This window comes from Micromonospora sp. DT53 (assembly GCF_049841535.1).
Classification (GTDB): domain Bacteria; phylum Actinomycetota; class Actinomycetes; order Mycobacteriales; family Micromonosporaceae; genus Micromonospora.
Genome location: NZ_JBNCKM010000005.1, coordinates 261039 through 273056, shown reverse-complemented (window position 1 = coordinate 273056; position 12018 = coordinate 261039). Strand labels below are relative to the sequence as shown.

The window sequence follows — 12018 nt, the reverse complement described above, 5'->3', positions numbered from 1 at the left end:
CGAAACCCTAGCGGGCCGGTCCGCCGAGAGCGCGCAGCCGCGGGGCGTGGGCTGCGCGTAGGCTGTCCCGGTGGCTGATCTCCTCGTCTGGATCGACTGTGAGATGACTGGGTTGGACCTCGGCAGGGACAAACTGATCGAGGTTGCGGCACTGGTCACCGATCCCGACCTCAACGTGCTGGGTGACGGTGTCGACGTGGTTATCCACGCCGACGAGGCGGCACTGGAGGGGATGCCGGAGATCGTGCAGACCATGCACGCCAAGTCCGGCCTCACCGAGGAGGTCCGCCGTTCGGTGGTCACCCTCGCCGAGGCCGAAGACCTGGTCCTGGATTACGTCCGCACCTTCGTGAAGGATCCGCGTACGGCTCCGCTGTGCGGCAACTCGATCGCCACCGACCGGGGCTTCATCGCCCGGGACATGCCCCGCCTCGACGCGCACCTGCACTATCGGATGATCGACGTCTCGTCGATCAAGGAACTCTGCCGTCGCTGGTACCCCCGTGTGTACTTCGGCCAGCCGCAGAAGGGCCTCGCGCACCGGGCGCTTGCCGACATCCGGGAGAGCATCCGGGAGTTGGAGTACTACCGGCGCACCATCTTCGTTCCGCTGCCCGGCCCGGATGTCGAGACCGCCAAGGCGATCGCCGCCGAACTCTGACCGCGGCAACTCCTCGCGGGCAGCAGGGAACCCGCTGGACGAGGCGCGCCGTGGTGTGGCTATTATTGGTCCGCACCCCGCCCGGAGCGATCGACCGGGCGACGGCGGCATGGTGGCTGTAGCTCAGTTGGCAGAGCACCGGGTTGTGGTCCCGGTTGTCGTGGGTTCAATTCCCATCAGTCACCCCACTGGTTTCACCACTCAGGCCCCCTCTTCGGAGGGGGCCTGAGTCGTTGTGGGGGCGAGACAGGGGCCCACGCGAAAGCCCCCTCCGAGGAGGGGGCTTTCGTCGTTCGGCTCAGGCGGTCGGCGTGGGGGACGGGGTGACAGTCCCGTCCGGGGTCGGCGTGGCGTCCGGGTCGGCCGGAGGCTCGTACGGGAGGGCGCTGCCCTTGACGTACTCGTCCCAGCTCATGTTCCAGTCGGTCCAGCCGTTGCCGTTCTGCAGCTTGCGTTCGGTGCCCTTGACCGTGATCGGGTCGCCGATCTGGGTGTTCTTGAAGAGCCAGTCGCCGTTGGCCATCGACACGTTCACGCAGCCGTGCGACACGTTCGTGGTGCCCTGCTGGCCTTCGGACCAGGGTGCCGCGTGGATGAACTCCCCGCCCCAGGTGAGGCGCTGCGCGAAGTCAATCTTGGTGCGGTAGCCGTCCTCCGGGCCCAGCTCCTCGAACGTGTCGAAGACCGTCTTGCGCAACTTCTCGATCACGACCATCGTGCCGCTGGACGACGGGGTGCTCTTCTTGCCCAGGCTGACCGGGATGGTCTTGACCACGGCGCCGTTGCGGGTCACCGTCATCCGCTTGGTCTTGTTGTCGACAGTCATGACCACCGACGCGCCGATCTTGACGTCCACCGAGAGGTCGGCGCGGCCGTACCAGCCCTCACCCATCGGCAGGCCGCCCGCCTGCACCCGGTAGGAGACCTTGCTGTTGGGCTTCCAGAACTCCTTCGGCCGGTACCGGATCTCGGTGGGGCTGACCCAGTGCCAGATCCCCGCCTGGACCGGCGTCGAGGTGACAGTCATCCGGCGCTGCACGTCGTCGCGGTAGTCCTCCGGGATGCCCCGACTGAACTTCACGATCAGCGGCATCCCCACACCGACCACCTGGTTGTCGCCGAGGAAGCTGCTCACGCGTACCTGATTGCCGGGCTTGGCCATGGTGGTGAAGGTGCTGGTCGCGGTGGCCGGACGCCCGTCGTCGCCGGTGGCGGTCACGGTCGCCGTGTAGCTCGTGCCGTACGCCAGCGCGCCGGTCGGCAGCCAGGACTTGCCGTCCTTGGCGACGGCGCCCTCGACCGCCTTGCCGGCGGCGTCCTTCAGCTCGACCGTGGTCTCCGTGGCGTCCTTCGTGGTGAAGGTGATGCCTGTGGACGCCGGCACGTCCTTGGCGTCGGCCGCCGGCTCACTGATCGTCGCCGCGGCCTTCGGCGCCGGGTTCTCGCCACCGCCGTGCCACGAGGACGGCTTACCGCCGTCATCGGTGCAGGCGGAGGTGAAGGCCAACGCCACGGCGAGAAGTCCCGCCGCGAGCACGCGGCGTCGCCCACCGGGCCTGATCAGCTGGTCCTGGCTAGCTCGCATGAATTCCCTCACAGTCGTGGTCGCTGCCCCATCGTCTCCTACTGACGCGCCAGAGCCGGCCCCGGTTGCCGAGGGTGAACCGAAACACGCCATCAATAGTGCCCGAATTCTGCTACTATCCGGCGTTTCGTGAGCCTGGTTCGTCTTCGTGCCGGGATTGCGGGGGTCGCCGCGCCGTCATCGCACGGCGGGAGTGCAAGAGTACGCCGGCCCCGCCAACGGCAGGGCCGGCGCAACGAGCCGACGGCTCAGACCGCCGGGCCGGCTCCACCACTGGGCACCGGCAACGCGCTGCCCTTGATGAACTCCGACCAGCTCAGGCTCCACGCCGTCCAACCGTTGCCGGCGGCGATCCTGCGCTCGGTGCCCTTGATCGTGATCGGATCACCGATCCGGGTCTTGTCGAACAACCACCTGGCGTTCGCCATCGACACGTTCACGCAGCCGTGCGAGACGTTCTGCCGCCCCTGCACGTGCTCCGACCAGGGCGCGGCGTGGATGTACTCGCCACCCCAGGTGAGCCGCTGGGCGAACTGGATGTCGGTCACGTAGCGGTTGGCCGGGTCCGGATCGTCGCGGGTGTCGAAGACCGTGGCTTCCTTCTTCTCCATCACGACAAGCGTGCCGCTCGACGACGGCGTGCTCTTCTTGCCCAGGCTCACCGGAATGGTGCGCACCGCCGTGCCGTTCTCGTAAACCGTCATCTTCTTGTTGGCGTTGTCGACCTTCATCTCGAACGACCGGCCGATCTTCGCGGTGGCCTTGCGGTCGATGTCGCCATACTTGCCGTTGCTCAGCGGCACCCCCGCCAACGCGATCCGCACCGTGATGGTCGTGCCCGGCTTCCAGTACTCCGGGGCCCGGTAGTAGGCCTGCGTGCCGTTGCTGACCCAGTGCCACGCGCCCGGCTGCGGCGGGTCGGTCTGGACGAACATCCGCTTCTGGACCGCCGCCCGGTCCTTCTTCGGAATGCCCGGGTGGAACTCGGTGACCACCGGCATGGCCACCCCGTAACTCTTGTCGTCGAAGAGGTACAGGCCCGACCCGATTGTCGACTTCGGCTTGGCCATCGTGGTGAAGCTGCTGGTGCCCTGACTGCCCGTGCCGTCCGACGCGCTCGCCGTCACCGTGGCCGTGTAGCGGGTGCCCCACTTCAACGGGGTGGACGGCACCCAGGACGAACCATCGGTACGTAGCTTGCCCTGGATCGAGCCGCCGCCGTCCGCCGTCAGGGTCACCGCGGACACCTTCCCGCCGTCCGGGAGCTTCGCGCTGATCTCCGTGCTCACCGGCCTGTTCTTCGTGCCGTTCGCCGGGCTCAACGTGAGCGGCGGCCCGCTCGGTGTGCTCGGCGTCGAAGGTGCGGCTGAGCCAGGGGCGGCGCTCGCGTCCGAGGACGCCCCGCCAACGAACTCCGGCTTCTTCTCGTCGCCGCCGCATCCGGTCAGTGCCAGCGACGCCGCCAGAGTCAGGGCGCCCACCACCGCCCCGGCTCGCGTGAACCGTGCCATGCCCACCTCTGTTCTCGCGTACCTGGCGGACATCGTGCCGCATCACCGCCGCAACTCACGCCCCGATCTTGGCGACGGTGGTCGGTTTGGGGCTTTTTGCCGGCAAAGCTCGACCGAAGGGGGGACCCGGGTAACCGAATTGGAGCCCACGTTCCAGGGGTGCTAATGTTCTCTCCGTTGCCGACGAGCGCCGCTAGCTCAACTGGCAGAGCAGCGGACTCTTAATCCGCGGGTTCGGGGTTCGAGTCCCTGGCGGCGCACCAACGATCAAGGCCCTGACCTGGTGGTTCACACTGGGGCAGGGCCTTTTTCGTGTGCTTCGGTGGTGGGCGGTCGCTCGCTGGGTGCTCGGGAGCCGTTGGACCGGGCCGGCGTTGCCGGGACACGTCGTTGTTTCGTGGATGCCCGCGCTCATCGTCATTTGTGAGGTGGCCATCCGGTACAGGGCGTCAGGGCATTGGCGCATCCGACCGCCGAGGCGTCCGCCGCGCTTCTTCGAGCATCCAGTCGTTGGCGATTACGCTGGTGGTGTGGGGGGACAGCTGCGGGTTCGCGTGCAGGGGGATCTCTATCACCCGATGGTGCCGCCCGGAGCCGTGTATGTGGGGCGGCAGGGGTTCGGGCTGCGGCGTTCTCCCTGGGCCAATCCGTTCAGCCTGCGGAAGCATGATCGGGCGGAGGCGTTACGTCTCTATCGGCAGTGGCTTGTGGGGCAGCCGGCCCTTGTTGACCGGGCGCGGCGGGAGCTCACGGGGAAGCAGTTGGCGTGCTGGTGCCGCGTCGAGGATTCGTGCCATGCCGACGTGCTGGCCGACATCATCGGTTGAGGTGCAATCGGTATCGCGAGGTGGGCCGTCTCGGTGCGTAGACACCGCCAATGCTGAAGGACTGCGGTCTTGCCGCTTGGTTGCCTACGTAGAAGGCGACGTCGCGGTCGGCGGCGCAGAGCTGGGTGAGGAACTTGTTTCTCAGCTGTTCCGCGGCCTCCGCGTCGGTGAGCTGGTCTAGACGACGTTGTAGGGCGACGAACTCCCAGTCCCAGAGTGTCTGTTGGTGACCGCGGCATTGACGGTCTGCGCAGCGATAGCGGTAGGCACCAGTGAAGCGTGGTGCTTGAAGCGGGCTGCGCTTGGCCGGTTCCAGTAGGTCGAGCTGGTTGAGGTAGCCAGCGATCTTCTTGCGATCTTCCGCCGACCAGCCGGGATGGCGCTTGACCTGAAGAGACGAGATGTCGGCCACGCGAATCAGCGCGATCGATCGTGCGCTCCGGTCGTCGCGGGCCTGTTTGTTGAGCCAGCACATGGAGTCTTCGACGAGCGGATCGAGGAGGTTTCGACGCGACTGTCGGCTGGCGATGTGCCGCTCGGTGGTGATGGTGTCCACGATCGGCTTCCAGCTCTCGCGCCGCTGGTCCTGACTGGCTGGCAGTGCGTCGACGTGGATGATGTCGTACTTGTGGAACTTGCCGTCGTCGTCGAGGTCTCGATAGTGGACCGGGTAGAGGCGAATCCAACCCGTCCAGGGCGGGTCCATGCCCAGTGCCCCGACGCAGACCGTCTCGCCGTACCGCGCGGAGGGGTTGGGTGCCGCCTTCACTGTGATCAGGAGGCGGAGTGTCGCTGGTCGTGCCAGGACTGGCTTCAGTCTTGGATTTTCGTCGGTGCTCGGTCCCCACAACGGAAGCTGTTCCAACGGAACCACCCACATCGCTATACGCAGCCGCCTAGGCACTTTTAGTTACATAGACGGTCTCACATTTGAGCGGATCTGGCACCAGTCGGCAGGGGTCAGGGTTGGCCTCTCAGCCAGCGGCGTGGTGCTGGGAGTCAGCGGCGGCGTGCTGCCCTGCTAGCCCTACGCTGGCGGCATGAGGGAACCAGCGCGGACCGGACCTGGTAGGTGCTGATGAACCGGCATGCAGCGGCATCTGCCGAGGCGATCCCTGACGCGATTCGGGCCGATGTGGAGACGCTGTGGCGCTACCACGACATGCGCCACGAGTTGCGCCCGTGCGACGTGGGGATTGGGTTGGGCAGTCACGATCTCGGCGTGGCCGTCATCGCGACGCGCTTGTTTCACGAGGGCCTGTTCCCAAGGATCGTGTTCACCGGCGCGAACGCCCCAACGACCGTCGAGCGGTTCCCGCGTGGAGAAGCAGTGCACTACCGCGAGTACGCCATCGAGCAGGGTGTATCCGCGGAAGCGATTCTCGTGGAGCCGCGTGCCACGAACACCGCCCAGAACCTGGAGTACTCGCGTCAGCTCCTGACCGAACACCGGATCCCGGTGAAGTCGGTGCTGATCATGTCGCGGCCCTACCAACAGCGTCGGGCCTACGCCACCTGCAGGCTGATGTGGCCGGAAATCGATGTGGTCTGCGCGTCGAACCCACTCGAACTGGACGACTACGTGAGCAGCATCGGTGATCCGCGGCGGGTGGTGGACATGCTGGTGGGCGACACGCAGCGGATCGAGGTGTACGCGGGGCGCGGGTTCGCGATCCCGCAGGAGATTCCGGACGAGGTGCGGACGGCGTTCGAGCGCCTGGTGGCGGCTGGCTACACGAGCCGACTAATTTGAGCCCGGCTACCAGCGCGGCCCTCCCGACCGGACGCCCATCCGGTCGCTGAGTTTGACGGCCAGTCGGGGTGGCCGGGGGCGGGTGAGGATGTCGCGGACGAGGTCGCGGGAGAGTTGGTGGTAGCGCACCTGGTCGGGGCCGATGACCTCGGCCTCCAGGAGCGCCGTGAGCGCGTCGTCGATGCGGTTCCGCCGGGCAAGGGCCCGGGCGGTTTCGATGGCGTGCCGAACCTGCCGCTCGACGGGCACGGTGCTGGTGTCGAGTGTGGCGCCGATGGCGATGGCGCGCTGCACGTCGCCGAGTTCCATCGCCACGGTCGTCTTGTGGATCGACACGTTGGTCGGCCCGAAGGCGGTCCAGACGTGGTTGCCATCGGCGCCGAGCCGCCGTGCGGCGGCATCGGCCTCGGCGATGTGGGTGTCGGCGGAGGCGCGGTCGTCGTCTCGGGCGGCGGCCAGCGCGCAGACGAGGTGCAGGCTGCCGTAGACCGACAGCAGCTGCGGAGTGGGTTTGGCGAGCCGTGGTTCCAGGAACTGCGCCGCCGTGGCGGCGAGGCCACGAGCCTGCGCATATTCGCCGATGGACGCCAGCGAGTGCGCGGCGGAGCGGCTGAGCGAGCCGATGACGACGTGGTCGTGGCTGGCGTTGGCGGCGGCCAGCCCACGGCTGGCGGCGGTCCACGCGAGGTCACCTTCGCCGAGCTTGGTGAGGAACAACGCGGCCAGCTGGTGGGCGTAGGCGGTCATCGCGTGCGCGCGCTGGCCATCGTCTCCGTCGTACGCCTCGGTGGCGGTGAGGCAGTCGTGGATGAGGTAGGGCAGCCGGCGGGCGAGGGTGCCGTATCGCGAGTGCTGGTAGGCGGTCCAGATTTCGGCGACGTCGTTCTCGATCTCGCGCAGGGCGGGGGCCTCGACGTCCCCCGTGCTGGCCAGCGTCGGCGCGAGGTGACGATAGTCGTGAAGTGCGGCCCGCAAGGCCGGGATGGTCTCGCGCCCTGAGTCGTCCGACCACTCGAACAGGCTCGGTGCACCGATCAGATCGCCGAGGGATACGTCGAGGGCTTTGGCGATCGCGCGTATGACCGACAGCCGGTCGAGGTCGGCCCGGTTCGTCTCGACCTTGCGTAACCACTCCTGGGTCTTGCCGACCAGACCGGCTAGCACCTCCTGGGAGAGGCCTCGTCGACGCCGGTAGAAGGCGACGCGCTGGCCGATGGTCATGTCGTCCGTCATCCCTCGCACACCATCACCCTGCCCGCTGAAGGCCGCCGGACCCGGTACGGATTTTCCCGGTCCTCCGTACGGACCGCCCCTACGTTCAGTTCACCCCAGGTCACCGGCGCGTGTCGATGCCGGTGTCGGGATGACTAACAGGGAGCTGCAGATGGAGGGATCGATGGACGGCGCGCCACTCCACGGCTTGGGCCGCTGGCTCGGCCCGTCCTGGAACGAACTGTCTCGGTGTTCTCCCCGCCTGCGTACCGCCATGAGGGCTGCGTGGGTGGGTGATCGGCGGCCTGCTCCCAGCCGCCGTGATGCGGCGGCGGGCTCGCCATTCCCCCGGCGAGCCCGCCGCTCATCGTTCCTGGTGGGGGTGGAGGACCCGGGCGACGGTGAATGGATCGCTGAGGTGGTCGGCCAGTAGAAGCCGGCTCTGTGACGGGCGCAGCGTGTCGACGACACCGTGACACGCGAAATCCGCCACGTCGCAGGCGGCGAGCACCTCGTGCACAGCCCGGCCGGAGGCGGTCCCGTCCGAGAGAATGGTGTGCTCTGCGAAGCTGCCGGCGACGAGCTGGGCCTCCTGCGCGGCGAACGGCAGTTCGCGTGCGCCCGGGGTGGTGGGCATCGCGACGATGAGCGCCCGGTCCACCAGCCGTCCGCTCGCCGTACGTGAGCGCGCATGGCGCAACGCGCGTGCGGTCGGCGTGTACGAGACGACCGCTCGATCGAGAACCGTTCGGACCGGCTCGGTGCCGGAGGCCCGTACGTGTCCTGCCGCGTGCAGGGAAACTGTCCGAGCATGCCGCCGGGACACAGCCACAGTCGTACGGCCTCGGTCCCATCGGGCGCGGACAGGCGGTCGAGCACCGGGCCCATCACCGCGTCGTAAAGCCAACCGAGCAGGCCGGTGATCTCCAGTCGCTCCAGCCCCACCGACGAGAACGCCCGGCGGCTCGCAACGAGCCGCCGGGCGTTTCCTGTTGTCAGCTGGCGTTGGTCCAGGCTCGCGTGGCGCCGGTGGCAGGGTTGACGTCGAGATAGTCGGCCCGGCCGTCGCCGTTGATGTCGGCGAGCTGGATCTGGTTGCCGGGGCTGCCGACACCGCCGGCGACCTTGCCGCCGTTCAGCCACAGCCAGTTGCCGTTGCCGTTACGACCACCGTTCTGCCAGACGTCGATGGTGCCGTTGTCACCGAGGGCGATGTAGTCGGCCCGTGCCGTCCCGTAGAGCGGCGCGAACCGCACGCTGGTGCCAGCCACGTGGACGCCGACGGCGACCGTGTCGATCGAGGTCCACCGCCAACCGCCGCCGCTGGATGCGCCGACGCTCAGCCAGGCTTCGACCGAGCTGTCCGGCGCCACATCGAGGTAGTCGGCCTTGCCGTCCCCGTTGACGTCGGCGAAACGGATCTGGCCGCCCGGGGACCCGACGCCGGTGGCCACGATGCCCTGCGAGTTGAAGACCCAACCACCACCGTTGCCCGGCCCGCCGTTGATCCACCCCTCGACCGAGCTGTCGGCGTCGACGGCCAGGTAGTCGGCCTTGCCGTCCCCGCTGATGTCGGCGAACCGCACATTGCTGCCGGGCACGCCGACACCGGTGGCGACCGTGCCGACGAAGTTCCACGCCCAGGCGCCGTTGCCCTGGGAGCCGCCGTTCAGCCAGGCCTTGACCGAGCTGTCCGCGCTGACCTCCAGATAGTCCACCCGGCGATCGCCGTTGAGGTCGGCGTACACGACCCGGGCGTGGTTGCCGGTGGCGACCGAGCCCCGCGAGGCCCATTGCCACCCGCCGCCGGGGGCCGCGCCGGAGTTCTTCCACATCCGGATGCCGCCGGTGACCGGGTCGACGTCGAGATAGTCCGCCTTGCGGTCGCCGTCCAGGTCGGCGAGCTGGATCTGGCTGCCGGGGGAACCGACGCCGGGGGCCACCACCCCTTGCGAGGACCATCTCAGGTTGGGCGGGACGATATGAAAGTCCGTGTCCGTCGCTCCGTTGAGCCAGGCCCGTATCGAACTGTCCGGCCCGATGTCGAGGTAGTCGGCCTTGCCGTCACCGTTGAGGTCGGCGAAGCGGATCTGGTTGCCCGGAGAGCTGACGCCGGCGGCGATCTCGCCTTGCTTGAACCAGCCCCATACCCCCGCCCCCGTCCGGCCGATGAGCCAGGCGAGCACCGAGCTGTCCGGCCGGACCCAGAGGTAGTCGGGCCGGCCGTCATCGTTGATGTCGGCCAAGCGGACCTGGCTGCCGGGAGCATCGAGACTGGGGACGATCTGCCCTGCCGAGTTCCAGATGTACCGGCCTTGCGAGTCGGTGCCGCCGTTGACATACAGGCCCAGGGAGCCGGTGTTGGGGTTGATCTGCACCAGGTCGGCCCGGCCGTCGACGTTCATATCGGCGGTCTGCCACAGGAAGCCCGGAGCGTACGGGAAGCCGCTGGAACCGTGTCCGATCCAGGCGATCGTGCCGTCCAGGCCGGCGCCGCCGTTGAGCCACACGTTCACCGAGCCGTCGGAGTGGCTGACGAGGTAGTCGTCTCGGCCGTCACCGTCGACATCGCCGAACAGGACCTTGTCGCCGCTGCCGAGCGACAGGCTGCCCGGGTAGGAATCGCGGCTCATCGTGCCGGGCGCTATCACGCCTTGCGAGTTCCACGCCCGGACCGGGGCGGCTGTCGGGGTCACGGCGCCGGGTGCCACGATCCAGCCGGCGTCGGCCACGGCGAGAACACCGCGGTAGAACGCCGCGCTCATCTTCCGGTAGCCGGCGTCGTTGGGATGAATTCCGTCGGCCAGGTCGGATGTGGTCACCGCGCTCATGCTGACCAGATACACGTGTTTGCCGTCCGCCCGCCTCGTCGCCACCAGGCCGGGCACCGCCTGGTTGAAGGCGGCGATCCGGGCCTGGGTGGCCGAGTTGCCGGACGGGACGATGGTCGAGACCAACAACGTCACCTGTGGCACCGCCCGGAAGATCTGGTCGATCAGGCTGCCGAGCCGGCCCGGGGCGCCGGCTGGTTCGCCGTTCTGGTGCATGTCGTTGGTGCCGATGTGCAGCAGCACCACATTGGGCCGGTAAGTGCTCAGCACGGAGTCCGCGATGCCGGCGATGTCCGCGATGCGCCAGCCGGAGTGCCCCTCGTTGGCGTTCGGTGCCGGGCCGGAGCGCTGCGAGCCGACGAACTCGACCCGCCCGCCCTGAGCGGTCAAAGCGCTGTGGAGATCCGAGCGGTATCCCGACCCGGTCGAACTGCTCACGCCGTACGTGATCGAGTCGCCCAGCGGCATGACCCTCAGCGGCACATCGGCCATGCCGACCTCGTCGACGGCCCTGCGAACATCGGTCACGTGCTCTCTGAGCCAGGTCCCTGCCCGGATCAGCGCGGGCCGGAAAGACGCGAACCAACGGCCCACCTTCGCGGCCAGCGCGATGGTGCCGTTCCCGGCCCAGATGAGGATGCCGGGCAGGGACTTCTCGGCCCAGAGTCCGATGCCGGATTCCCACGCGGCCGCACCGGCGGCCTGGATGATTCCCGCGACGATCAGATGTCCCCAGACGCTGCCATCGAGCGTGCCGCCGTCCACCGCGATCAGGATGCCGCCGCGGGTGAGGTTGCCCAGGAACGTGCCCACGAAGGCGCAGACGGGCTTCGCGACGGGAAGCACGGCCGGGCTGGTGATGGCCACCAGTGCCCCGACGCAGAGCGCCCGCGAAACGATCAGCGCTGTGACGCCGGCGCCGGTGGCGAGAATCTGTGCCAGCCAGCCGGCATCGGTCTGGACCTCCGGCCTGGTGACCGTGAGAGACAGTTCGGCCTCCGTCACGCTGATCGTGCCGTCGAAGTCGGGCCACGTGTCCATACCCGGGTACGTGGCACCGGGCGGATTCGCCTGGGTCTCCGCCTGGAATGTCGACCCGAACGCCGGGCCGCGGCCTTGGAATTCCGAAGCCGCCTCGCGTACCCGGGCGACATCGACCGTCTCCCCCAGGTCCAGGGTGAAGATGATGTCATCGTCCGCGGCCTCGACGGTCATGCTGCCGAGTGGGCCCATCGGAACCTGGGCGGGCAGCGTGGCCGGCGCCCGGTCCGGAACGGCCTGGGCCGGTGCCGCCAGCCCGCCGCCGATCAGGGCTGCCACCACGATCATCGCGGTACTGATCCGCACGCGGGCCAACACAGCGGATTTCGGCCGGGGCCGCAGGTCGCCGCTTCTTCTCACAGGTCCTCCGTCGTTGGTGCCGCCCGGGAGGCCGCCGAGGTCTCGTAAGAACGCGGGTGGTGGGCGGGCAGGCAGGCAGGCAACGGTGCTGTCCACCGCGCAAGTCCGCTCGGAGCGATCACAGCATGCTTTGATTAACGAAGACCATCGATTGAGTTACGTGCCAGCTTCGCTGCTATAGGGCACACTCATCCCCGAGACAGCCAGAATGTTTCTGGCCCTGCTGCGCGATCCGGC

10 protein-coding genes and 2 tRNA genes are annotated in these 12018 nt (G+C 68.2%); 6 read left to right on the top strand and 6 right to left on the bottom strand.

Going from position 1 to position 12018, the window contains the following annotated elements; genetic code table 11:
• Positions 1-70 precede the first annotated feature (70 nt).
• Entirely contained in the window at positions 71-661 is a 591-nt protein-coding gene (orn, locus tag ACLQ3B_RS18205; RefSeq protein ID WP_425781920.1) for an oligoribonuclease, read from the top strand.
• A gap of 112 nt (positions 662-773) precedes the next feature.
• Positions 774-849 (top strand) — tRNA-His (locus tag ACLQ3B_RS18200).
• A gap of 110 nt (positions 850-959) precedes the next feature.
• On the opposite strand, the gene ACLQ3B_RS18195 is transcribed toward ACLQ3B_RS18200, so the two are convergent.
• Together ACLQ3B_RS18195 and ACLQ3B_RS18190 are read right to left on the bottom strand one after the other, a co-directional pair.
• Complete coding sequence (locus ACLQ3B_RS18195) at positions 960-2246, bottom strand: Ig-like domain-containing protein (RefSeq protein WP_425781919.1); 1287 nt, start codon at positions 2244-2246, stop codon at positions 960-962.
• A gap of 248 nt (positions 2247-2494) precedes the next feature.
• Positions 2495-3535 carry an Ig-like domain-containing protein gene (locus ACLQ3B_RS18190; protein WP_425781918.1) on the bottom strand — a complete coding sequence of 347 codons (1041 nt, stop codon included), beginning with the start codon at positions 3533-3535 and terminating at the stop codon, positions 2495-2497.
• On the opposite strand from ACLQ3B_RS18190, the gene ACLQ3B_RS18185 reads away from it, so the two are divergent.
• The 3 genes from ACLQ3B_RS18185 (at position 3528) to ACLQ3B_RS18175 (ending at position 4584) form a co-directional block, all read left to right on the top strand.
• Positions 3528-3923 carry a hypothetical protein gene (locus ACLQ3B_RS18185; RefSeq protein WP_425781917.1) on the top strand — a complete coding sequence of 132 codons (396 nt, stop codon included), beginning with the start codon at positions 3528-3530 and terminating at the stop codon, positions 3921-3923. The genes ACLQ3B_RS18190 and ACLQ3B_RS18185 overlap by 8 nt on opposite strands.
• A gap of 21 nt (positions 3924-3944) precedes the next feature.
• Positions 3945-4020 (top strand) — tRNA-Lys (locus ACLQ3B_RS18180).
• Positions 4021-4287: 267 nt separating this feature from the next.
• The gene (locus tag ACLQ3B_RS18175) at positions 4288-4584 is read left to right on the top strand and encodes a DUF4326 domain-containing protein (RefSeq protein ID WP_425781916.1); all 297 of its coding nucleotides are present in this window, start codon (positions 4288-4290) and stop codon (positions 4582-4584) included.
• Here the strand turns inward: ACLQ3B_RS18175 and ACLQ3B_RS18170 are convergent.
• Entirely contained in the window at positions 4574-5464 is an 891-nt protein-coding gene (locus ACLQ3B_RS18170; RefSeq protein WP_425781915.1) for a hypothetical protein, read from the bottom strand. The genes ACLQ3B_RS18175 and ACLQ3B_RS18170 overlap by 11 nt on opposite strands.
• Positions 5465-5656: 192 nt before the next feature.
• On the opposite strand from ACLQ3B_RS18170, the gene ACLQ3B_RS18165 reads away from it, so the two are divergent.
• On the top strand, positions 5657-6337 hold the full coding sequence (locus tag ACLQ3B_RS18165; RefSeq protein WP_425781914.1) for a YdcF family protein: 681 nt from the start codon (positions 5657-5659) through the stop codon (positions 6335-6337).
• A 6-nt stretch (positions 6338-6343) separates the two neighbouring features.
• Here ACLQ3B_RS18165 and ACLQ3B_RS18160 read toward each other — a convergent pair whose 3' ends face one another.
• From ACLQ3B_RS18160 to ACLQ3B_RS18150, 3 genes are all read right to left on the bottom strand, one after another.
• Positions 6344-7570, bottom strand: coding sequence for a helix-turn-helix domain-containing protein (locus tag ACLQ3B_RS18160; RefSeq protein WP_425781913.1), 1227 nt, complete (start codon positions 7568-7570; stop codon positions 6344-6346).
• 343 nt (positions 7571-7913) lie between these two features.
• Positions 7914-8375: a CHAT domain-containing protein gene (locus ACLQ3B_RS18155; RefSeq protein ID WP_425781912.1), complete on the bottom strand. Its 462-nt coding sequence runs from the start codon at positions 8373-8375 to the stop codon at positions 7914-7916.
• Between the two features lie 169 nt (positions 8376-8544).
• Entirely contained in the window at positions 8545-11727 is a 3183-nt protein-coding gene (locus ACLQ3B_RS18150) for an FG-GAP-like repeat-containing protein (RefSeq protein ID WP_425781911.1), read from the bottom strand.
• Positions 11728-12018 lie beyond the last annotated feature (291 nt).